Here is a 22,077-nt window from a genome sequence, read left to right on the forward strand (position 1 = left end):
TCTAAATTTGAATTTAAAATTTAAATAAGTCCCGGGTATCAATTGTTAATTTTTTGTTAAAGTAATTCTTTTCACAAAAATTTCGATAAAAAAACTATTCCCTTATTACAACCCTCCTTCCGCCCTCGCCCTTTATGCATCTAAAAAATTCATCTATTGTTAAATCCTCCATTATAAAAAACGTATTGGGAGGAAAAGCCAGCCCCAGCAAATTATGAGCATCGGAAGAATAAATTTTTATAATATCCATTGGTACATCAATTAAATTCCTCTCCTTAAGTGCGCTTTTTGAAACTTCCAGCGCATCAGGGTTAATATCCTCCGGAATAAATCCCAGGTTTGATATAATGCTGTAACTTTTTCTATCAATATGGGCAGGAACAAAAAGTCCACCTAAATCCTTTACCTTCCTGAAAATTTCGTTGATAGAGTATTTTACCGAAAGCGATAACATTCTTTCCTCTATCCCGACGGTATCTCCCTTTTCATCTACTATATGCTGGTTTCCAAAAAGCTCCGGTATATTTTTAATATCCGGAATGCCTCTGTAAATATAGTTTTCAAATACCCGCATGTTATTAATATCTCTGAAATAGCACAGAACATGAACTTCCTCCATTGTTTGAACTTCCATGCCAGGAATAACAAGTATTTCTTTGCCCGAAGCCTTTATGAAAGCTTCAACGTTTTTTGCGCAATTGTGATCACATACACTTATTATGTTAACACCCATCAATTTTGCCATATTTATCACATTAGGAGGAATCATTTCCTCAGAAGCGCAGGGAGATAAGCAGCTGTGAATATGCAGGTCTGCTGCAAATTCTTTCATTGAAAATTACTCCCGTATAATAAATTATACAGTATACCGCATAATTCAAAAGAGGATTTGTTCGAAGACAAAATGGGAATATTTTCTTCCTTTGCCTTTTTCAGGGTATTTTCATCTACCGGAACTTCTTCCGCAATAATAATTCCGGATAGACCCAGCAGGGAAGCTATTGCCACAATATTTTGATGGCTTTGAATGGTAATCCATACCTGATTTTCCTTTGCATGAGCCATAACCCAGCTAAGAAGGTCCCCGGAATATCCTCCTTCAACATTTTTATTCAGGTTTACCCCCTCGGTTAGAACCTTTAAACCCAGTTTTTCAACCAATTCAACCAGTTTCATTATTTTCACCTCCATCCGTATCCATGGTGGGAGGTAATTTTTGCGAGAGGTCCAGCACTTCTTTGGCTAACTGTCTAACTCTATCCCTTAATTTAAATACGCAGTCCGTTTCATTGGCTCTTCCAAGAACTATATCCTCAGCTAAAGCACGACAGTTCGGGCTTCCACAGCTTCCACAGTCGAGTCCGGGAAGACCTTTCAGGGTTTTTTCCAAAAGCTCCATCTTTTCTATAGCTTTTGCAATATTACCATCCAAGCCGTAGTTAACTTCTCCAGTAATAGGTCCTTCCATATTGTAAAACGCATTTTTTATGGATATTTTTATTTCATTTTCATCAAAATTAGGATTGTTTCCTAATTTTTCTGACATCCTTCTGAGTTTTACCCGGGCGACGAATCTATTTTCAACCATTAACGCTCCACCTATACATCCTCCATTGCATGCCTGTAACTCTACATAGTCTATATCTGAAAGTTTGCCCATCTCGATCTCCTCTAAAACCTCAATACAATTGTGTATTCCATCTACTGATAAATTATTCCCCCATCCTATAGCCAGATTTTCACCGCCCGATCTGCCCCATCCAACTCCAAGACCATTGGCTCTTTTAAAAATCGTTTGGTAACTACCTTTGCCAAGATTTTTTAAAATCTCTCCGTAAATTACATTTACAGGAACGACGGCATCCACATAGGATTTTAATGTACCGATGGGCTGTTTTACTGCCGTAACTTTTGCAGGGCATGGGCTTAAAAATACCGTGCCAATATCCATATCAGGAATACCTAATTTTGCTGATACGATTTCCTTTGCCCTTTTTGCCGCAATTTCCATAGGTGATTTTACAGGAATTATGTTTTCAATCAGAGCAGGAAACCTGACGCGTATTAACCTGAGTACGGCAGGACAGGAAGAAGAAATTAAAGGCCTTATCGAGCTATTTTTTATATATTCGCGAATCGCAATGGAAACTTCCTCAGCAGCTAAGGCTACCTCGTATACCTCATCAAAACCTGCCTTGTAAAGAGCATTTAATATTTGTTCCTTAGAGACGTTTTCTTTAAACTGGGCAAATAAACTGGGTGCGGGAAGTGCGATTTTAAACTTAAACTCTTTTAATTTTTCAAGACTATCGTAAACCGCATATTTGGCTTGATTCGGACATATCCTTATACATTCTCCACAGTCAATACATTTATCCTGTAAAATCTGTGCCTTTCCGTTGCGCACCCTAATTGCCTCTGTCGGGCATCCTTTTATGCAATTGGTACATCCCTTACATTTCGATATATCGAGAGTAACGGAATGGTAGTATCCCGTCAAAAATTCCACCAGCTTTCCTTAAAAGCCTTAGGGCTAATAGAGAATTTTATCCATAATTTTGTAAATAAATTATCATTCTCACTTTTGTCCCTTTTCCGACAACAGAAGTTATTTCAAATTTATCTGAAAATTTTTTCATATTAGGAAGGCCCATTCCCGCTCCAAAGCCCATCTCTCGGATGTAAGCCGGAGCTGTGGAATAACCCTCCTGCATAGCCAAATCTATATCCGGTATACCCGGCCCCTCATCTTCCGCAATAATTTCAATAAACTTAGGAGTCAAATTAAAGGTAATTTTACCTTTGTAGGCATGAATGACAATATTCATCTCTGCTTCATAGGCTGCAATAGACACCCTTCTTAATATCGAAGGATCTATTCCTATTTGCCTGAAGATCTTCTTGGCCTGTTCGGTAGCTCTCCCCGCCGTGTTAAAATCTCCACCTAACACGTCGTAAGAAAGTTCCATAGCCCGAGCAAGGTCCTTTTCTTCCGCTTCTTTAAATTCATATTTATTTTTTATATCTCCTTTTAAACCTGCTTCGAAAAGAAGTCCGCAGCTTTCGTAAAGTGGATACAAAGTGCGCAAAAGAATAAGCCCATATTCCCTGGCTAAATCTATAACTTCCCGCCCGGGCATTTTACCTCTTACAAAAATAATGGCTTTAAAATCCGACATAAAGGCGGTTTTAACTATTTGATTATGGGTTAAACCGGTCAATAAAACGGCATTCTTTTTGTTATCCGAAAGTATGTCGCTTATCAATTCTGCGCCACAAGCATTTTCTATTTCCAGATCCAGATTTTCACCTAACAAGATCTCTGCTTTCAAAATATTTTTTATTTCTTCTAATTTCATCTATTTTCACCTAAGTAATAGGTAAGGTATTCTAATTGGGATGCAAGGTCAACCCTTCTTAAAACTATATTATCGGGAACGAAAATATTTACAGGTGCAAAATTTATTATACCTCTAATACCGGCCTCTACAATCATATTAACAACTTCCTGAGCTGCCTGAGCCGGAACAGCAACTATTGCCAGTTCAATATTAAGTTCCTTTGCTTTTTCTTTCAACTCATCTAAATGAAAGATATCAATAGCGTTTAATTTTTTGCCAACTTTTTCCGGGTCGGTATCGAACATACAAACTATTTCAAAACCTCTTTCTAAAAAACCCCGGTACTGGGAAAGAGCAGTTCCCAAATTGCCCGCACCAAAAATTGCAACATTCCACTTTTTGTCAAGACCCAGTATCTTCATGATATAATTGTATAATTCTTTGGGGTTATATCCCACTCCCCTGGTTCCAAATTCTCCAAAGTAAGCCAAATCTTTTCTTACCTGGGCAGGAGTTACGCCCGTTGCTTCGGCAATATTTTGAGAAGAAACCGTAGAAATTCCCTTCTCCTCGGCTTCTTTTAAGAACCTTGAGTAAGCCGTCAGTCTTCCTATGGTAGCATCGGGAATTTTAAATTTTTTAAACAAAAATTATCACTCCTTGCTTTTATTTTATCATAGTAAATAACTTTTTACAATACAAAAAGCGAAAATTATCACAATGTTTTAATATATTGTTAATTTTTTAACAATATTTTATTTGCAAATTATTTCCTGTTATGAATTATTCAAATTTTTATTTAATTATAAATTTTCCAGCTTAAATTCTTCATCGGTAATGGTAAAATTATAATTATTTACTCCTGAAGTTACGTAAACCTTTTTATCCTGAGTAACAAAAATTGCTTCATAACCTTTTATATTTTCAATTAGCTTCATGCCTTCCTTTAAACCTAAGGCAAAAGTGGTAGTGGAAAGGGCATCACAATCGATGGAAGTATCGCCAATTATGGTCACGCTTACCAGACCGTTTTCCACCGGGTACCCATTTTTTGTATCCAGAATATGATGATACTTTTTCCCATTCTCAACAAAAAACCTTTCATAAGTTCCGGAGGTTACTATCGTTTTATCCTTTACCTCTATGGTCGCAAAAGTAATACCTCTTTGTTTAAAAGGGTTTTGTATACCTATTCTCCACGATTTCCCATTGGGCTTTGTTCCCAGAACGTATATATTTCCGCCCAAGTCCGCAACTGCACTTTTAATCCCATTCTCCTTTAAGATCCGCATTACTTCGTCAGCTGCATAACCTTTTGCGATTGCACCCAAATCTAACGCCATTTTCTCCCTTTTTAACATCACTTCTTTTTTCTCCTGGTCTATTATCACATCCTGATAATTAATCAACGGTAGAACGCTTTCAATCACGTTTTTATCTGGTACCCTGGCTCTTTCCGTTCCAATTCCCCATAATTTAACTAAAGGTCCGATGGTTATATCAAATTTCCCGTGCGATAAAGAAGAGTAATAAAGCCCCTTTTGAATTACATAAAAAGTATCCTGGCTTACTTTTGCAAAACCCCTCCCCGCTAATTTATTTATACTGCTAATTTCGCTTTCTTCGTCATTGACATTCATTTTATTGTGAATTTCGGCAATTCTATCGAAAGCGCTATTAATTGCGCTTTCAGCATTATCCCCGTAAGCAGTTATCTGAATAAGAGTATCCAGCAAAAAGTTTGTCTTGGTAACCGGTGACGCTTCTTCCTTTTTTCCGCATGATGTTAAAAAAATCATCACAAAAAAAATAAGGATTGCAGCTTTTATCTTGTTCGTTTAAATCACTCCCCTTACAAAAAAAAATTAAATAATTGCATTATATAAATATATTATATCAAAAAATAAATTTAAAAAAATATATTTGTGAAAAAAATTACTTTTTCAGCAATCCTCTTACTTTTCCAATCATATACAATGAACCGGCAAAAATTACGACATCGTCTTCTTTTGCACAGTTTAATGCTATTTCTATTGCTTTTTCTATATTATCTTCGTTGATAACAGGAATATTTTCTGAAGAAAGTCCTTCAACTGCTTCTTTCAGCTCTTTTGAAGTTAAAGCTCTTGGGCTTTCGGGTTTTGTGGTAATTATCATATCTGCAATGGGTACAAGTATTCTAAGCATATTAATATAATCTTTATCCTTCAAAATTCCCAGAACGAAAATTTTTCTTTTGCCGCTAAAATAGTTTAATACCGACTTTTTTAGCACCTCGCAACCTGCTTCATTATGAGCTCCATCTATAATCACATAAGGTTTTTCTTTCAATATCTCAAATCTTCCCGCCCATTTGGCATTATATAAACCCGCTGCCACCTTTTCTTTAATAACGGGAATACCATAATCGCTGAGAACTTCCACCGCACCTACTGCTGTTGAAGCATTTGAAAGTTGATGCCGGCCCAAAAGGGTAATTTTTAGGTTTTCGTAATAATTTTTTATCGAGCATAGTTCAAAGGTTTGTCCTGATAGATCATCATTTAAAAGTTTATACTTTATTTGTTCCCCTACTTTGTACAGTTTTGAATCCGTCTCTTTACATGTTTCTTCAATAACTTTCATGGCTTCATCTACCTGCAGGGAAGTTACTACAGGAACTTTTTTCTTTATAATACCGCACTTTTCCCTGGCGATTTCTTCTAAGGTATTTCCTAAGTATTCCTTATGGTCAAAGCTGATCGGGGTTATCACGCTCACGAGGGGAACTACCACATTGGTAGCATCCAGTCTTCCTCCCATTCCCACTTCGAGCACGAGAAAGTCAACATCTTTATCTTTGTAGTAAGAAAAAGCTAAAGCTGTAACTACTTCAAATTCCGTAGGCGGCTCAATACCCTGTTGTTCCATCACGTCCAGGGCTTTAAAAACTTCTACTGCATGCTGCACCAGGTCTTCATCGGCAATGTTTTCTCCGTTTAATCTTATTCTCTCATTAAAGACTTCCAGGTAGGGTGAGGTATAAAGCCCCACCCTGTACCCGTGAGCTCTCAAAATAGAATCGATCATGGAAGATGTGGACCCTTTCCCATTGGTGCCAGCAATATGAATTACCTTTATATCCTCCTGGGGATTACCCAGAATCTCCAAAAGCTTTTTTATTCTGAAAAGTCCCGGCTTAATACCAAACCTTTGCATACCGTGAATTTTCAAAAGTACATCCTCAACGGTCCACATACAATAAGCCCCTTTCTCATTCACTTTGTAAAAGTAAAAGCCTTTTTTCTATCTTGCTTATCTTATCCTTATATTCTTCGGCTTTTAACCTCTCTTTTTCAACTACTTCCCTCGGAGCCTTATTTACGAAGTTTTCATTGCCCAGTTTTCTTTCCGCCCTTTCCAGCTCCTCCCTTAATTCTTCCCTTTCTTTCCTTAATCTTTCTATTTCCAGATCTACATCTATTAAACCTTCCACCGGTACGTAAATTTCAGCTCCCTTTACCACCGTGCTCATAGCTTTTTTCGGGAAAACTTCTTTTTCTATAAATTCGGCTTTGTCTACCTTTGCAAGGAAATATATGATATCCATATTATCCCGGAATAACCCTTCTATATCCTTTTGCGTGGCTTTAATCAAAATTCCCGCTTTTTTGGAAGGCGGCACATTCATTTCCGCCCGTATATTACGAATTCCTCTTATTGCCTCCATTAAAACTTCCATTTTTTCTATATCATCAAAATTGTAAGCGGGATTTACCTTCGGCCACTCGGATACCATTAAACTTTTACCTTCATGGTGCAACTGTTGCCAGATTTCTTCGGTGATAAAAGGCATAAACGGATGCAAGAGTTTAAGAGAATTTTCCAGGACGGTATAAAGTACACCTTTCGTAATATTTTTCGTCTCTTTTTTTTCACCGCTGAGATCTATTTTTGCCATTTCTATATACCAATCGCAAAACTCACTCCAGAAAAAGTCGTAAATTTTAGAAGCCGCAATGCCTATTTCAAATTTTTCCAGAAAATCGGTTACTTCTCCGATTACATTGTTCAATCTTGCCAGTATCCAGCGGTCCTTTAATGATAATTTTTCAATTTCAATCTTTTCGGGAACATAGCCTTCCAGATTCATCAGCACAAAGCGGGAAGCATTCCAGATTTTATTGGCAAAATTCCTGCTGTGTTCAACTTTTTCCCAGTAAAATTTCATGTCATTGCCGGGGGTATTTCCGGTACTCAATGAAAACCTTAATGTATCCGCACCATATTTTTCGATTACCTCCAACGGGTCTATGCCGTTCCCCAGGGATTTACTCATTTTTCTCCCCAAAGCATCCCTTACAAGCCCCGTTATTACTACGTATTCAAAAGGTTCCTTCTTCATAAACTCCATTGCCGAAAAGATCATCCTCGCTACCCAGAAGAAAATTATATCGTATCCCGTTACTAAAACCGAAGTCGGGTAGAAATACTCCAGGTCCTCAGTTTTTTCAGGCCATCCGAGGGTAGAAAAGGGCCATAAGGCAGAGCTAAACCACGTATCCAAAACATCCGGATCCTGTTCTAAATTTTTGCTTTTACATTTCGGACATTCCTTAAGGTCTTCCCTTGATACGGTCATCTCGTTGCAATCCTTACAGTACCATGCGGGAATTCTATGGCCCCACCAGAGTTGCCTTGAAATACACCAGTCATGTATGTTTTCCAGCCAGTTTACATAAATTTTTGTAAACCTTTCAGGCACAAATTTTACCTTTCCATCTTTTACCACCTGAATTGCAGGTTCTGCCAGAGGCTTCATTTTTACGAACCACTGTTTTGAAACCATAGGTTCCACCACTGTATCGCAGCGGTAACAGTGCCCTATGCTGTGATTTAAATCATCGATTTTAACAAGCAAGTCCTTCGCTTTAAGTTCTTCCACTATTAATTTTCTTGCTTCATATCTGTCAAGACCTGCATACTTTCCTGCGTTCTCATTCATCATGCCCTCTTCATTCATAACTTTGACAACGGGCAGTTTATGCCTTAAGCCAATTTCAAAATCATTCGGATCGTGACCGGGAGTAATTTTAACAGCACCGGTACCAAATTCCATATCCACATATTCATCGGCAATTATTGGTATTTCCCTTTCCATGATTGGAAGAATCACTGTTTCTCCTATTAAATGTTTATACCTTTCATCTCCCGGATTTACTGCTACCGCTACATCACCGAGCATTGTCTCTGGTCTTGTTGTAGCAATTTGGATAAAGCCCTTTCCATTTTTAAACGGATATTTAATATAATACAGCTTACCCTGATGTTCCTCGTATTCCACTTCTATGTCCGAAAGCGTTGTTTTACAGGTAGGACACCAGTTAATAATATAGTCTCCCCTGTAAATCAGCCCTTTTTCGTATAAACTTACAAATACTTCCCTCACCGCTTTACTTAAACCCTCATCAAGAGTAAATCTAAATCTCGACCAATCGCAGGAAGCACCCAATTTTTTGAGCTGATTTACTATGGTGCCGCCGTATTTTTCTTTCCATGCCCATACCCGTTCTAAGAATTTTTCCCTGCCCAGGTCGTATTTTGAAAGTCCTTCCTGGGCTAATTGTTCCTTAACCTTCGCCTCAGTAGCTATGCCGGCATGGTCCGTCCCGGGAAGCCATAACGTGGGAATTTGCTGCATCCTTTTAAATCTAATTAATATATCCTGAAGGGTATTATTAAGAGCATGTCCCATATGAAGATTACCAGTAACATTGGGCGGTGGAATAACTATTGTAAAAGGTTTTTTTCTTTTATCAATTTTTGCTCTAAAAAGGTCATTTTCTTCCCAGTATTTATACCATTTTTCCTCCACATTTTTAGGATCGTACACCGAAGGTAAATTTACCGTCATTTGTAAAACCTCCTCCAAAAATTCATTTTTTTAAACTTAAAACATTTTTCTTTATAAATTTCCGTAACAAAGTGTAAAAAATTAAAAGCCTCTCACCCTATAAAGGGCGAAAGGCTTTTTTCGCGGTACCACCTTAATTCCCGAATAAAAAAATTTTATTCGGGCACTCATGAAATTAACGGTTTTATCCGTTCCCGGCTACTTTTTCGCCGGGAAAGCTCCGGAGCGACCTTCAAAAGCTTTCCTTAAGAAGGCTTTCACCAAAGATGCCTTCCTCTCTTTTAAGGAAAAACTTTTTACTCCTCTCCTTCAATGCCTCTTTTTATTCAGTTGTTTATATAAATTTTAGCTTCATTACCTTTCCGTGTCAAGTTAGAATATGGGAAGTTTGATATTCTTATTCTGAATTCACGCACTTAACAAAAACCTTCCTTTGCCTTGGTCCATCAAATTCGCAGAAAAATATCCCCTGCCAGGTTCCCAAAACAAGTTCGCCCTTTTCTATCGCAAGCATCACGGAACTCCCAATGAGCGATGCTTTTAAATGAGCATCCGAGTTTCCTTCCGCGTGCCTGTAGTCTCCTCTTTGAGGTATTAACTTATTCAGGGTATTAATAATATCGATTTTTACATCTTCGTCGGCATTTTCGTTTATCGTTACTCCCGCAGTGGTATGAGGTATGAAAACAAAGCAAAGCCCGTCCATTACCCCGGATTCCGATACGGCTTTTTTTATCTCTGAGGTTATATCCACAATTTGGGTCCTTGCAGTAGTTACGAGATTTATTATTTTCATTACATCTCCTCCAATTTTATTTGTAAGCAATCTCTTATCTTTAATGATAACACCAAACTATGCACCTTTGCCTGTATTTTCCTTCATGTATAGGTGACAACAATGCTAATATATTCCCCGATATTCCCGGCCTTTATTAAATATTTAAGCCACTTTTTCATTTTATTAATTATAATAAAATTGCCCTTTTTAATGGGTAATTTAATAATTATACAGCTTGTATAATTATAGTCAACTAATAACTAGGTTCTTGGATACCTAAATTGTAACGACCAGAATAAGTTTTATTTAAAATATACAAATTTACTTCACCTTTAATCCCCGGTACCTGTTTAATCCCGCCGCTACTTCCTGGGGCCTGGGTAGTGCTTAGTTTCCCGGGTGCTTCCCGTAAAAGGGAGAAATTATGTCAAGGCCGTACTTTTCTATATCTTCAAAGACCATTTCCACGATTTCCTTTAGCGTTCTTTTACCGTCAACGTATTTTTTCACAGCGTACCTTATGATTTCACCAACGGCACTGGTTTGACTGCGGTCCACCAGCTGTTCCACGTAATCAAGCTCTATGAATTCTCCACCGTACTGCAGGGTATCCACGTCCCTGGATTTTATTTTTTCTTTACCCCTTAGCTCTAAACCCTCTTTCATAATGACTCTTGGGGTCACAGTAATGGGACCCTCCGCTCTTTCTACCCTGCGGTCAGTCTTTAATTGAAAAGCTATTTTTCTTGCCTCCTCCGTTACATCGTAAGGCCTGTAATCCTGCATTTTTATAACGCAGTCGGCCACATCAAAGTAATCGCCGCTTCCCCCCATAACAAGAATTGTAGAAATACCCATTTCTTCGTAAATTTGTCTTACTCTGTCTATGAAGGGCGTAATAGGCTCTTTTTCTTTTGCCACGAGTTTTTGCATCCTTGCATCCCTTATCATAAAATTTGTAGCACAGGTATCCTCATCCAGTAAAAGAAGGCTCGTTCCAATTTCTACCGCTTCCATAATATTTGCTGCCTGGGATGTGCTTCCGCTGGCATTTTCTGTTGAAAACCTCTTGGTATCCTGACCGTCGGGAAGGTTTGCAATAAAGGGGCTAATATCTACTTTTTCCACCCTCCTTCCGTCTTCCGCTCGTATTTTTACCGCATCTTTCACCGTAATGACAAATTCCCTGCCGTCCCCCGGAATATGATTATAAACTCCCCTTTCAAGGGCTTTCAAAAGGGTGGTTTTGCCATGATACCCTCCGCCTACAATAAGAGTAACACCTTTTTTTATACCCATTCCGGTAATTTTCCCGTTATTGGGCAGTTCAATTTCAACCCTCAAACTTTCCGGTGATATAAAAGGGATGACCTTGCCCTTTTTTAAGGGTTTATCGCTTATTCCGCTTTCCCGTGGCAAAATAGAGCCGTCTTTTATAAAAGCTATCAATCCGATATCCAAAAGAATTTTTCTTATATATTCTTGATCCTCATAAAGTTTCACCCATTTTTCGGCTTCTTTTTTATCGTAATTTTCATAGGTAAGAGCCCTTTTTACCAATATCGGTAAAAATTCAAAGAAAATTCGTTCTGCGGATTTAGAATTAATTTTTCGACCGAATGCCGGAAGGCCTATGCTTATCCTTGCCTCGACGAAATCATTGTCTATTTTTACTGAAGTTCTCTCAAGGATTTCCTGCCCTCCGCAGTCAATAAATATAACTCCACTATTACCCGTTCCCTTGAGCTTCGGTAATTTCAATATTTCCCCATATATCTTTCTTGATATGTAATCTTCAAAAGCTATTTTGCGCTCTTTTGTAGAAAATAGCTTCCCCTCAAAGCCCGATTCTTTCATGCTAACCCTTACCCTGACACGGGAAGGAGGTGCAAAGGGGTCGGACTGAACATGGTCTATAAAAAGTGTAAATTGTCCAAAATCGTATACCCCTTCAATATCCTTGTAAGCTTTGTATCCTTTATTATTTATTCTGTTCAAGGTTTCATATAACTCCATCTTATTCTTCATTCAATTCACCTCATTAATATATTGTTTAATTACTACTTTTCATTTATATTATAACTTTTAATGCGAAAATTCAAAGATTAAGAAAAAAAGAAGGCCTTTTAGGCCTCCTTTTTTTCTTCCTGAATGTCTTCCAGCTTAATAATCTTGTCTATGGAAATATCCACCTTTTCCACTTTGTATCCCGTTAAGGTCTCAACTTCACTTATAATCTTTTCTCTGACCTTTTGTGCCACCTCAGGAATTTTCACCCCATAAATTACGCTAAGATTTACTTCAAAAGAAACCGTCCCTATATTGTCCTCAGCATCCACGGGATCCCGTTTTTTAACCTTTATCTGAGGAGCAAATCTTTCGGTAAAAGCTTTGGTAATACCCGAAAAAGTCCATTTCTTTTCCTCTCTTATCACATCTTCCACTTTATGCATGGCTTCCTTCGCAATTTCAAAAAACACTGATTCACTTATAGATGTTCTACCATCTACCATGGTCTTGCCTCCTTTGTAATTTTTATTTCTTATATATTTTATTATACCATAATATTCCTTTAAATTATTTTTAATTTTTTTATTTTTTCTTCAGATTTTCGATTTCTTTCAACCTTTCTGCATAAAACTTTTCCTTTCCCTGGTCCGTTGGGAAATAATACCTTGCTCCTTTTAGATTTTCGGGTAAACATTCCATATCCGCTACCTTTTCTTTATAGTCATGAGCGTATTTATAACCCTTACCGTATCCCAGTTCTTCCATTAAAGGTGTAGGCGCATTCCTCAGATGTAATGGAACCGGCTCTGCTAAGTAATTTATCGCATCCTCTCTTGCCTTATTATATGCAGTATAAAGGGCATTAGATTTTGGGCAAAGGGCTAAATATACCGCTGCTTGAGCAAGATTCAACGCTGCTTCCGGCAATCCAACAAATTGAACTGCCTGAAAAGCTGAAACTGTGATTAGCAAAGCTTCCGGATCCGCAAGACCTACGTCCTCCGAAGCCACCCTTATCAACCTTCGCGCTATATAAAGTGGATCTTCGCCCGATTCTATCATTCGGGCAAGCCAGTAAAGCGTTGCATCTACATCGCTGTTTCGGATAGACTTATGAAGGGTGGAAATCAAGTTATAATGCTCTTCGCCTTTTTTATCGTAAAGCAAAACCTTCTTTTGAAGGGCATCTTCAATTTCTTTAAGGGTAATATTATAAGTTCCGTCATCCGCTATCGCAGCCTTTAAAAAAGCAAGTTCCAAGGTATTCAACGCAACCCTGGCATCTCCATTGGAGAAACTTGCAATCCTGTAAAGGAGATCCTCTTTTAGCTTTATTTTGTACCTCCCCAGGCCCCGCTCCTCATCCCTTAACGCCTTTTTTAATATTTTTACGATATCCTCTTCTTTTAAAGGATTCAATACTAATACTTTCAAACGGGACAGTAATGCGGAATTAAGCTCAAAGGAAGGATTTTCGGTGGTAGCTCCAATTAAAATAATGTCCCCTCTTTCCACATAGGGTAAAAATGCATCCTGCTGGGCCTTATTGAACCGATGTATTTCATCCACAAATAAGATGGTTCTTACACCGAATCTTTTATTTTCCTGGGCTTCCTTCATAACTTCTTTTATTTCCCCTATTCCAGACATCACCGCACTGAAATTTAAAAACTTAGCATCCACCTTTTTTGAAATAATCATTGCAAGGGTAGTTTTTCCCACACCCGGTGGTCCCCAAAAAACCATCGAGGGAATATTTTTGCTTTCGATAAGTTGCCTTAAAAGTCCCTTTTCCGAAAGAAGGTGCTCCTGACCTGTAAATTCATCAAAATCTCTTGGACGCATTCTTTCTGCCAATGGGATATTAATTTTTTTATTATTATCAAAAATGGAAGATTGAATATCCATAAACCTTTCCCTTCTTTAATGCACAATATTAAAATCTTCATACTTGTTTTGATAATCCTGTATTTTCGTATCTATTCGTTCCACTTTTGCCCATCTTACACCGTTTTTAATAAAATTAAGTAATGTGTCTATTTTATCCCCATCACCTTCCACTTCCAATTCCACGCTAAAATCCGGCATATTTTTTACATAACCTTTCAGTCCCAATTCCTTAGCTTTCATCAATACGGAATACCTTAGTCCCACTCCCTGAACTATCCCGTAAATTCTTGCGTATACCGTCTTTTTCATGTTTACCCCCTGCCATAACTTTCTTTTACTTATATTTTATCTTTTTTTCCTCTCCTTTTTAACTTATAATTATATCATGATAAAAAAATTATTATATATACTGTAATGGGAGGAAATTTTTATGAGTTTCATAGACTTAAGAAGCGATACGGTTACTCTCCCCACTCCTGAAATGCGCGAAGCTATGTATAAGGCTGAGGTAGGAGATGATGTATACGGTGAAGACCCCACGGTAAACAGATTAGAAGAAATGGCGGCTGAAATTATGGGAAAAGAAGCTGCCCTATTTGTGACAAGCGGTACCCAGGGCAATCAAATAGCAGTAATGACCCATACCCAGCCTGGAGATGAAATTATTCTGGAAGAACGCAGTCACATAATTACCTATGAAGTTGGTGGAATTGGGAGACTTTCGGGAGTTCAGGCTAAAACAATTTACGGTAAATACGGTTTTATGTCTCCAGAAGATATCGAAGCATCCATAAGGGAAGAAAACATTCACTACCCCCGCACTTCTTTGATTTGTATTGAAAACACCCACAACCGGGCTGGGGGTACGGTAATGCCCTTAAATTTATTAAAAAAGACAAAAGAAGTTGCCGAAAAATACGGCATCCCGGTACATATGGACGGGGCGAGAATTTTCAATGCGGCTACTTATCTTGGGGTGGATGTTAAAGAAATTGCAAAGTACGCCGATAGTATAATGTTTTGTCTTTCAAAAGGATTATGCGCTCCTGTAGGTTCGATGCTCGTGGGTACAAAAAAATTTATAGATAAAGCACGGAAGTTCAGAAAAATGCTGGGAGGTGGACTGCGACAGGCAGGCTTTCTTGCAGCCTGCGGCATAATTGCTTTAGAAAAGATGACAAAAAGGCTAAAGGAAGACCACGAAAACGCGCGGATTCTTGCCGAAGGTCTGGCAAAGATTCCGGCAATAGCATTGGATTTAAACACCGTTCAGACCAACATAGTGATCTGCGATATATCGGGTTTAAAAATGAACGGAAATGAATTTTCTAAAATGCTTTTAAAAAATGGAATTAAAGTAAACGGCTCGAATAATTCTTATGTCAGATTCGTTACTCACTACGGTATCAGTAAAGAAGATATATTATACACCCTTGAAGTAATAGAAAAATTAACGACAATTTAAAAAATGGAGGCAGGCAATGAATAAAAACTTTGGCAAATGGTTTTTAACAAAGGTCAAAAAAGCTATTATAAATTACAATATGATAGAAAATAATGACAAAATTGCCGTAGGAGTCTCCGGCGGAAAGGATTCAACAGCGCTACTATATATTCTTGACCTGGTTAGGAAAAATTCGCCTCTGAATTTCGATATAGTTGCCATTTCCGTAGACTTAGGTTTTGGAATGGATTATGCACCTTTAAAAGAATTTTGTGAAAAAATTAATATCCCTTTGCATATAGTTCCTTCAGAAATTGGAAAAATTGTCTTTGAAATCCGAAAGGAAAAAAATCCATGCTCTTTGTGCTCCAAAATGAGAAGGGGCGCTTTAGACAGTGCGGCTGTGGAGCTCGGGTGCAATAAGGTAGCCCTTGCCCATCATGCAGATGATGCCTCCGAAACTCTTCTTTTAAATTTAATTTTTACCGGCAGGTTTTCCACCTTTGAGCCAAAAACCTATCTTTCAAGAAAAAATGTTACTTTAATTAGACCCTTAATTTACCTTAAAGAGCAAACGTTAAAATCCATCGTCAAATCGCAGAATCTTCCGGTAATTGAATCCTCATGCCCGGCAACGGGTAAAACTTACAGAGAAGAAATGAAAAAATTAATAGATCGATTCGAATCCATATTTCCAAAAGCAAGGGATAACATTATCGCAGCTATTGATAGAAAAAGATTTTTCATGGAGGACAATTCTTTTAAAAATGAAGAATGGATAAGATCGGAAAATGGATTTTATGATAAAGAATAGGTAAATTAAAAATAGATAATAAAAAAGAGAGCAAGTTTTTGCTCTCTTTTTTATTTAATATAAATGGCATGCGACAAAGTGTCCGCTTGATACTTCTTTGAATTCAGGATCGTTTTCTTTACAAATGGGTTTGGCAAACCGGCACCTCTTAGCAAAACGGCATCCCCGGGGAGGGTTAATGGGGCTTGGTACGTCCCCTTCAAGTAGAATGCGTTTTTTGCTCCTTTCAATTTCAGGATCCGGTACGGGAATTGCCGACAGTAATGCTTGAGTATACGGGTGTAGAGGATTTTTATAAAGCTCTTCCGATTTTGTTAACTCCACCACTATACCAAGGTACATCACCGCAACTCTGTCCGAAACATACCTTACAACCGATAGATCGTGTGCAATAAAAAGATAAGTGAGTTTCATTTTCTGCTGCAGGTCCATTAGCAAATTAATTATCTGGGCCTGAATCGATACGTCCAACGCGGAAATAGGCTCATCGCATACTATAAATTTTGGTTCTACCGCCAGAGCACGGGCAATTCCTATTCTCTGGCGCTGTCCACCGGAGAATTCATGAGGGAAACGGTTTGCGTGTTCCTTATTAAGGCCAACTGTCCTTAATAGTTCGTAGATCCTTTCTGTCCTGTCTTTTCCGCTGTAAAGGCCGTGTATATCGATACCTTCTCCTATGATATCACCAACGGTCATTCTGGGATTTAAAGAAGCATAAGGATCTTGAAAGATCATTTGAGCCTTTCTGTTGAAATTCTTTAATTCCGCACCGGTCAATTTATGAACGTTTTTCCCCTCAAAAAGCACTTCCCCCTGGGTTGGTTCGTAAAGCCTTACTATGGTCCTGCCCAGGGTCGTTTTCCCGCATCCGCTTTCCCCTACAAGACCAAGGGTTTCTCCCTCTTCAATAAACAAATTAACATTATCCACAGCCTTAAGGATGGCATTTTTGCCAACTTTAAAGAATTTTTTTAAGTTATTTATTTCTACCAGATTATTTTTCCCATTACTCATTTACCGCCACCCCTTTTCCGATAGGAGGTATCACCTTGGGTGCCATCGGATGTTTTAACCAGCACGCTACTTGATGTCCGTCATTTACTTCAAAATCCGGCGGATATTTTTCATAGCACACCTTCATCGCGTATTCGCACCTTGCTGCAAAGGCACATCCGACAGGAGGAGCAAATAGGTCGGGTGGTGTGCCATCAATGGAAGCAAGTCTCTCTTCTTTAGTTGTATTCAGCCTGGGAACGGAAAGTAGCAAACCCCAGGTATAGGGATGCTGCGGATTGTAGAAAATGTCATTGAGACTTCCTCTTTCTATAACCTTACCCGCATACATAACAAGCACTTTATCGGCAAGGTTTGCAACAACACCCAGGTTATGAGTAATAATGATAATTGAAGTATTTAATTTTTTCTGTAAATCCCTCATCAGATCAAGTATCTGAGCTTGAATGGTAACATCAAGAGCTGTTGTAGGTTCATCGGCTATCAAAAGTTTGGGGTTGCAGGCAAGGGCAATTGCTATCATTGCTCTCTGCCTCATACCACCGCTAAATTCGTGAGGATATTGATCAACCCTTTTTTCGGCATTGGGAATTCCAACCATTTTTAACATTTCAATTGCTTTTTGTTTTGCATCTCTTGGGTTCATCTTTTGATGTTTTATCAAGCTTTCCGCTATCTGATTGCCCACTCTCATGGTCGGGTTCAAGGAAGTCATGGGATCCTGAAATACCATACTCATTTCCGAGCCCCGAACCCTTTCCATCTCTTTTTCGGAAAGCTTTGTTATATCCTTCCCATCAAAAAGAATTGAACCTTTCTTAATTATACCGGGAGGCATGGGTATTAGCCTCATGATGGTCTGTACGGTAACGGTTTTCCCGCAACCCGATTCACCAACTATTGCAAGGGTTTCCCCTTTTTTAACATCGAAACTTACCCCTCTTACAGCCTTTACTTCACCCGCATAAGTTTTAAATGAAACTTCCAGGTCTCTTACCTGCAATATCTTATCCATTTCTTGCACTTCCTCCTTTTAACTGCGCAGTCTCGGGTCTAATGCATCCCTTAAGCCGTCGCCGAGAAGGTTTAAGGAGAGCATGGTGGTGCTTATAAAAAATGCGGGTATAAAAAGCTGATAGGGATAAATTCTAAAAGCCTGTGCCCCATATGCCGCAAGCTGTCCCCAGCTGGATTGAGGCGGAACCACACCCAAACCGATAAAACTTAAAAATACTTCTGAAAATATAGCTCCCGGCACGGACATGGTAAGATTAACCAGAATAACTCCAAGGGTATTCGGAATCAAATGTCTGAATATTATCCTTGTATGGCTTGCTCCTAAAACCTTTGCAGCCAGCACAAATTCCTGTTCTTTAAGCTGTAAAATCTGGCCTCTTACAAGCCTTGCCATTCCCAGCCATCCGCCTACTACGAGAGCAAGTATCAAAGGAATGATCCCCTGCCCTAATACTACCATCATTAAAATTACTATTATCATGTATGGTATTGCATATAATACATCAATAAATCTCATAATTACCATATCAACTTTTCCACCGAAATAACCCGAAATTCCACCCACTATAACCCCAATAAAGGCATTTAACAGAGCCGCCACAAACCCTATCATCAAAGATACCCTGGCACCCATCCAGGTGCGTTCCCATAAATCCCTTCCCAGGGTGTCGGTACCAAACCAGTGTTTTGCGGAAGGTGGTTGGTTTATTTCGGAAGGATTTGTTGTCCTGAAGTCATAAGGTGTCATGAAGGGTCCCACTATTGCCAAAACCGTATATAAAATTATTATAATTAACCCCAGCATGGCAACCTTATTTTGCTTTAACCTTCTCCAGGCATCCTGCCAGTAAGTTATGCTCGGCCTTACTATTGCCTCCATCTCACTGATGTTTTTACCCACATGGGTAAAAAGCTCCTGAGATAATTCTCCCGTATTATTCTGCATTTTCGGCACCTCCTTATTTTCCGGTAACCCTTATTCTCGGATCTATAATTCCGTATATTATATCTACTACAAAGTTAGCTGCGATTAAAAACAGGCCGTAAAAAACAGTCATGCCGAGCACCAGGGAATAGTCCAAGTTCTGTATACCCAGGATATAGAATTTCCCCAAACCGGGTATGGCAAATATCTGTTCTATAACAAAAGTACCCGTCAAAAGCGTTGCGGTTACAGGTCCCAAAACGGTTACCACCGGCAAAATAGCATTCCTAATCTGGTGTCTCCAGACTATCTGAGTCGGAGAAAGTCCTTTTGATTTTGCAGTTTTAATATAGTCCTGGTTCACCACATCCAGCATGCTCGCTCTCATAAGCCTTGCCATCAATGCCAGCGACCCGAGGCTTAATGCAATTGTAGGCATAATGGTATAAGCAAAACCCTTCCATTGAGCTACCGGTAAGAGTTTTAATTTTATTGAAAAATAATACTGTAAAAGCGGACCTATAACAAAGCCAGGAACGGAAATACCTATAATTGCAATTAACATACTTAAATAATCAAAGGGCTTATTCCTGTTTAAGGCTGCAATTATACCCAGAGTGACCCCGACAATCGATGCAAATATTACAGCCCTTATTCCCAAATCGGCAGAATAAGGGAAAGCCTGCTTTATTACTTCATTTACAGTCCTATTTTTGTACCTGAGCGAGTAGCCCAGATCTCCCTTCAATAAATTAGTAATATACCTCAAATACTGGATGTGAAGTGGTTTATCAAAGCCGTAGTATTTCATCATATTTTGTTTTATTTCGGGCGTAATTTTCTCGCTCAAAAAGGGGTCTCCGGGCAAGAGCCTCACGAGGAAAAATACTATTGTAACCAGTACCCAGGCGGTTATCAGAGAAACAAGAAACCTGTTTAATATATATCGGCCCATTTAAATACCCCCGAATAATTTATTGTTCTATTTTTTAATATTTTATTATATTGAACATTTTCAATTATCACAAACGGAGGTATACGCTTTTATGCATATACCTCCGTCTCCTATCTTTTTATCTTTTAACTTTGAAACTACTTAATTCTTGCCTTCTACATCAGCATAAATGAAGTCTGGGTCGGGACCTATGAAGTTTCTTACAAGGCCCTTCACGTAATCCTTCTTAGTCCATGCCCTCTGCCTGAAGTAAACGGGTACGATGGGGCCTTTTTCAAGGAGCAGCTTTTCTGCTTCAAACATAGCATCGGCGCGTTTCTTGAAATCGGTCGTGGTCTTTGCGAATTTTACGAGTTCGTCGTACTGCTTGTTGCTCCAGCCGGTGTTGTTATGCCCGCCGCCGGTTACCCAGAGGTCAATGTAGGTCATCGGGTCATCGTAGTCGGGACCCCAGCCGGCAAATACTATATCGTAGTCAGATTTGTTCATTAACTCAAGTCTCTGTTTGAAGGGCACCTGCTTAATTACGAGTTCTATACCCAGGTTCTTCTTAATCATATCCTGAATCGTTTCTGCCATTAATTTTGCCCTGGAGCTGTCATCGGTTAAGAATTCTATCTTAATCTTTGAAGGATCGCTAATCTTGAGCTCTTTTAGAGCTTTATCCAGGTACTCTTTTGCTTTGGCCGGATCGGCCTTCCTGGGATAGAATTCATAGGGGTATTCCTCTACGAATTTCTTTTCCACACCGGAAAGGAGAGGCAGAACGTATCTTGTTGCTGGATCGGATACTCCACCTAACACTGCTTTGATCCAATCTTCCCTGTCTATTGCAAAGCCAAAGGCTCTTATGAAGTTTTCATTGGCAAGCCAGGGTTTGCCCGGTCTTTTTACGTTAAACTGGAAGTAGAATTCGGCACCATCGTAGAAGAATAAAGCCTTGCCCTCATCTTTCAGTTTTTGTACAAAATCCGGAGGAATTGCTACGAAATCGAGTTCTCCGTTTTCAAACATTTGATAGGCTGTGTTTTGCTCGGTGACTACTAAAATTCTCACTCTATCAAGCTTGATAGCATCTTTGTTCCAGTAATTGGGGTTCTTTTCAAGGATTAATTCCTGTTCGTGTTTCCATTCTTTCAGAATGAAGGGACCGTTGTAGAGCATCTTATCCGCATCGGCAGCGTATTTTTCACCCATCTTTTCTACAAAATCTTTCTTTACAGGATAGAAGGATATGAAGCTCAGCAAGCTTTCGAAATACTTCGTCGGAACCTTTAATTTTATCTGAAGTGTCTTATCGTCAAGAGCTTTTACGCCAATCTGGCTGGGATCCGTTATTTTACCGGTATTGTATTCCTCTCCGTTTACAATATAATAACCCTGGAAAGCGTATTCGGAGGCTGTTTTTGGATCAAGGAGTCTCTTGATCGCATATTCAAAATCGTATGCGGTAACCGGTGAACCGTCACTCCATTTAGCATCCCTTAAATGGAAAGTATAGGTTGTTTTATCTTCAGAAACCTCCCATTTTTCGGCCATTCCGGGATAAACCTTGCCCTCGTAAACCCTTACCAAACCTTCAAATACCGCATTGCCAACCATTATAGCATAAGTATCGGTGGCTTTCTGGGCATCCAGGTTAGGTACTTCTGCACCTATGGCAAAGACCAATTCTTTTTCCTTTGGCTGTGTTTGCTGCTGTTGCTGTTGATTCTGATTGGAAGACTGCTGGCTGCCGCAGCCTGCAAGCATTCCCACAACCAGTAAGAGAATTACTAATAATGCTATGCTTTTCTTAAACATTAATTTCCCTCCCGTTATAATTTAAAATTAAATTTTACCTAATTTAAATTTTATTCTATAATCCCCCCTCGTATAATATGTTTTAGAAATTATCATAGAACCTTTTTAGGTTCTTGATAACCAGGTGTGCCTTTGCGAAAATTAATTTAGGTTGGTCTGGGGTCACTCTTAAATCCCCCTGTGGCCCGGT

The 22,077-nt window shown here is 38.9% G+C and carries 19 protein-coding genes, 1 pseudogene and 1 other annotated feature; of the genes and pseudogenes, 2 read left to right on the forward strand and 18 right to left on the reverse strand.

The genetic code is table 11. The features are described 5' to 3' along the window. Nucleotides 1-94: 94 nt before the first annotated feature. The 13 genes and pseudogenes from ATZ99_RS09335 to ATZ99_RS09395 form a co-directional block, all read right to left on the reverse strand. Nucleotides 95-832: a PHP domain-containing protein gene (locus tag ATZ99_RS09335; protein ID WP_068748964.1), complete on the reverse strand. Its 738-nt coding sequence runs from the start codon at nt 830-832 to the stop codon at nt 95-97. Then, on the reverse strand, nt 829-1,176 hold the full coding sequence (locus ATZ99_RS09340) for a DRTGG domain-containing protein (protein WP_068748965.1): 348 nt from the start codon (nt 1,174-1,176) through the stop codon (nt 829-831). Before ATZ99_RS09340 ends, ATZ99_RS09335 begins: the two co-directional genes overlap by 4 nt. Beyond that, entirely contained in the window at nt 1,163-2,500 is a 1,338-nt protein-coding gene (locus ATZ99_RS09345; protein ID WP_068748966.1) for a [Fe-Fe] hydrogenase large subunit C-terminal domain-containing protein, read from the reverse strand. The genes ATZ99_RS09340 and ATZ99_RS09345 overlap by 14 nt, the downstream gene beginning before the upstream one ends. Before the next feature lie 46 nt (nt 2,501-2,546). After that, nucleotides 2,547-3,359: an ATP-binding protein gene (locus ATZ99_RS12025; RefSeq protein ID WP_068748967.1), complete on the reverse strand. Its 813-nt coding sequence runs from the start codon at nt 3,357-3,359 to the stop codon at nt 2,547-2,549. Next, entirely contained in the window at nt 3,356-3,988 is a 633-nt protein-coding gene (locus tag ATZ99_RS09355; protein ID WP_068748968.1) for a redox-sensing transcriptional repressor Rex, read from the reverse strand. The genes ATZ99_RS12025 and ATZ99_RS09355 overlap by 4 nt, the downstream gene beginning before the upstream one ends. A 156-nt stretch (nt 3,989-4,144) precedes the next feature. Beyond that, on the reverse strand, nt 4,145-5,140 hold the full coding sequence (locus ATZ99_RS09360; RefSeq protein WP_068748969.1) for an FAD:protein FMN transferase: 996 nt from the start codon (nt 5,138-5,140) through the stop codon (nt 4,145-4,147). Nucleotides 5,141-5,276: 136 nt separating this feature from the next. Beyond that, a complete protein-coding gene (locus tag ATZ99_RS09365) occupies nt 5,277-6,578 on the reverse strand; it encodes a bifunctional folylpolyglutamate synthase/dihydrofolate synthase (protein ID WP_068748970.1) in 1,302 nt (433 codons plus the stop codon). Between the two features lie 16 nt (nt 6,579-6,594). Beyond that, the gene (locus ATZ99_RS09370) at nt 6,595-9,234 is read right to left on the reverse strand and encodes a valine--tRNA ligase (RefSeq protein ID WP_068748971.1); all 2,640 of its coding nucleotides are present in this window, start codon (nt 9,232-9,234) and stop codon (nt 6,595-6,597) included. Nucleotides 9,235-9,333: 99 nt separating this feature from the next. Further along, nucleotides 9,334-9,556, reverse strand: a binding site (T-box leader). A gap of 75 nt (nt 9,557-9,631) precedes the next feature. Continuing rightward, on the reverse strand, nt 9,632-10,030 hold the full coding sequence (locus ATZ99_RS09375; RefSeq protein ID WP_068748972.1) for a secondary thiamine-phosphate synthase enzyme YjbQ: 399 nt from the start codon (nt 10,028-10,030) through the stop codon (nt 9,632-9,634). 303 nt (nt 10,031-10,333) lie between these two features. After that, nucleotides 10,334-12,040: pseudogene (locus ATZ99_RS09380) on the reverse strand (ABC-ATPase domain-containing protein). Nucleotides 12,041-12,138: 98 nt separating this feature from the next. Continuing rightward, a complete protein-coding gene (locus tag ATZ99_RS09385) occupies nt 12,139-12,525 on the reverse strand; it encodes an Asp23/Gls24 family envelope stress response protein (protein ID WP_068748973.1) in 387 nt (128 codons plus the stop codon). 79 nt (nt 12,526-12,604) lie between these two features. Beyond that, nucleotides 12,605-13,930: a replication-associated recombination protein A gene (locus tag ATZ99_RS09390; RefSeq protein WP_068748974.1), complete on the reverse strand. Its 1,326-nt coding sequence runs from the start codon at nt 13,928-13,930 to the stop codon at nt 12,605-12,607. A gap of 15 nt (nt 13,931-13,945) precedes the next feature. Then, nucleotides 13,946-14,221, reverse strand: coding sequence for an acylphosphatase (locus ATZ99_RS09395; RefSeq protein WP_068748975.1), 276 nt, complete (start codon nt 14,219-14,221; stop codon nt 13,946-13,948). A gap of 121 nt (nt 14,222-14,342) precedes the next feature. Between ATZ99_RS09395 and ltaE the strand changes: the two genes are divergently transcribed. Beyond that, nucleotides 14,343-15,377, forward strand: coding sequence for a low-specificity L-threonine aldolase (ltaE, locus tag ATZ99_RS09400; protein WP_068748976.1), 1,035 nt, complete (start codon nt 14,343-14,345; stop codon nt 15,375-15,377). A 16-nt stretch (nt 15,378-15,393) separates the two neighbouring features. Beyond that, nucleotides 15,394-16,170, forward strand: coding sequence for a tRNA lysidine(34) synthetase (locus ATZ99_RS09405; protein WP_068748977.1), 777 nt, complete (start codon nt 15,394-15,396; stop codon nt 16,168-16,170). A gap of 54 nt (nt 16,171-16,224) precedes the next feature. Here ATZ99_RS09405 and ATZ99_RS09410 read toward each other — a convergent pair whose 3' ends face one another. The 5 genes from ATZ99_RS09410 to ATZ99_RS09430 form a co-directional block, all read right to left on the reverse strand. Continuing rightward, nucleotides 16,225-17,187 (reverse strand): ABC transporter ATP-binding protein, encoded by a 963-nt coding sequence (locus tag ATZ99_RS09410; RefSeq protein ID WP_068748978.1) that lies wholly within the window; start codon nt 17,185-17,187, stop codon nt 16,225-16,227. Then, the gene (locus ATZ99_RS09415) at nt 17,180-18,202 is read right to left on the reverse strand and encodes an ABC transporter ATP-binding protein (protein WP_068748979.1); all 1,023 of its coding nucleotides are present in this window, start codon (nt 18,200-18,202) and stop codon (nt 17,180-17,182) included. The genes ATZ99_RS09410 and ATZ99_RS09415 overlap by 8 nt, the downstream gene beginning before the upstream one ends. Nucleotides 18,203-18,220: 18 nt before the next feature. Further along, nucleotides 18,221-19,150, reverse strand: a complete 930-nt coding sequence (locus ATZ99_RS09420) for an ABC transporter permease (protein WP_068748980.1) — start codon at nt 19,148-19,150, stop codon at nt 18,221-18,223. Nucleotides 19,151-19,163: 13 nt separating this feature from the next. Continuing rightward, nucleotides 19,164-20,084 (reverse strand): ABC transporter permease, encoded by a 921-nt coding sequence (locus tag ATZ99_RS09425; RefSeq protein ID WP_068748981.1) that lies wholly within the window; start codon nt 20,082-20,084, stop codon nt 19,164-19,166. Nucleotides 20,085-20,225: 141 nt separating this feature from the next. Further along, nucleotides 20,226-21,887, reverse strand: coding sequence for a peptide ABC transporter substrate-binding protein (locus ATZ99_RS09430; RefSeq protein ID WP_068748982.1), 1,662 nt, complete (start codon nt 21,885-21,887; stop codon nt 20,226-20,228). Between the last annotated feature and the right edge of the window lie 190 nt (nt 21,888-22,077).

The sequence above is a fragment of the Thermovenabulum gondwanense genome, from assembly GCF_001601575.1.
Lineage (GTDB): Bacteria > Bacillota > Thermosediminibacteria > Thermosediminibacterales > Thermosediminibacteraceae > Thermovenabulum > Thermovenabulum gondwanense.

Bases quoted from the DNA above. Each gene is read 5' to 3' on its own strand.
- ATZ99_RS09425 (WP_068748981.1), bottom strand. From the start codon at position 20,084: ATGGGCCGATATATATTAAACAGGTTTCTTGTTTCTCTGATAACCGCC.
- ATZ99_RS09430 (WP_068748982.1), bottom strand. From the start codon at position 21,887: ATGTTTAAGAAAAGCATAGCATTATTAGTAATTCTCTTACTGGTTGTG.
- ATZ99_RS09415 (WP_068748979.1), bottom strand. From the start codon at position 18,202: ATGGATAAGATATTGCAGGTAAGAGACCTGGAAGTTTCATTTAAAACT.
- ATZ99_RS09385 (WP_068748973.1), bottom strand. From the start codon at position 12,525: ATGGTAGATGGTAGAACATCTATAAGTGAATCAGTGTTTTTTGAAATT.
- ATZ99_RS09335 (WP_068748964.1), bottom strand. From the start codon at position 832: ATGAAAGAATTTGCAGCAGACCTGCATATTCACAGCTGCTTATCTCCC.
- ATZ99_RS09405 (WP_068748977.1), top strand. From the start codon at position 15,394: ATGAATAAAAACTTTGGCAAATGGTTTTTAACAAAGGTCAAAAAAGCT.
- ATZ99_RS09375 (WP_068748972.1), bottom strand. From the start codon at position 10,030: ATGAAAATAATAAATCTCGTAACTACTGCAAGGACCCAAATTGTGGAT.
- ATZ99_RS09420 (WP_068748980.1), bottom strand. From the start codon at position 19,150: ATGCAGAATAATACGGGAGAATTATCTCAGGAGCTTTTTACCCATGTG.
- ATZ99_RS09390 (WP_068748974.1), bottom strand. From the start codon at position 13,930: ATGGATATTCAATCTTCCATTTTTGATAATAATAAAAAAATTAATATC.
- ATZ99_RS09370 (WP_068748971.1), bottom strand. From the start codon at position 9,234: ATGACGGTAAATTTACCTTCGGTGTACGATCCTAAAAATGTGGAGGAA.
- ATZ99_RS09365 (WP_068748970.1), bottom strand. From the start codon at position 6,578: ATGTGGACCGTTGAGGATGTACTTTTGAAAATTCACGGTATGCAAAGG.
- ATZ99_RS09395 (WP_068748975.1), bottom strand. From the start codon at position 14,221: ATGAAAAAGACGGTATACGCAAGAATTTACGGGATAGTTCAGGGAGTG.
- ltaE (WP_068748976.1), top strand. From the start codon at position 14,343: ATGAGTTTCATAGACTTAAGAAGCGATACGGTTACTCTCCCCACTCCT.
- ATZ99_RS09340 (WP_068748965.1), bottom strand. From the start codon at position 1,176: ATGAAACTGGTTGAATTGGTTGAAAAACTGGGTTTAAAGGTTCTAACC.
- ATZ99_RS09360 (WP_068748969.1), bottom strand. From the start codon at position 5,140: ATGATTTTTTTAACATCATGCGGAAAAAAGGAAGAAGCGTCACCGGTT.
- ATZ99_RS12025 (WP_068748967.1), bottom strand. From the start codon at position 3,359: ATGAAATTAGAAGAAATAAAAAATATTTTGAAAGCAGAGATCTTGTTA.
- ATZ99_RS09410 (WP_068748978.1), bottom strand. From the start codon at position 17,187: ATGAGTAATGGGAAAAATAATCTGGTAGAAATAAATAACTTAAAAAAA.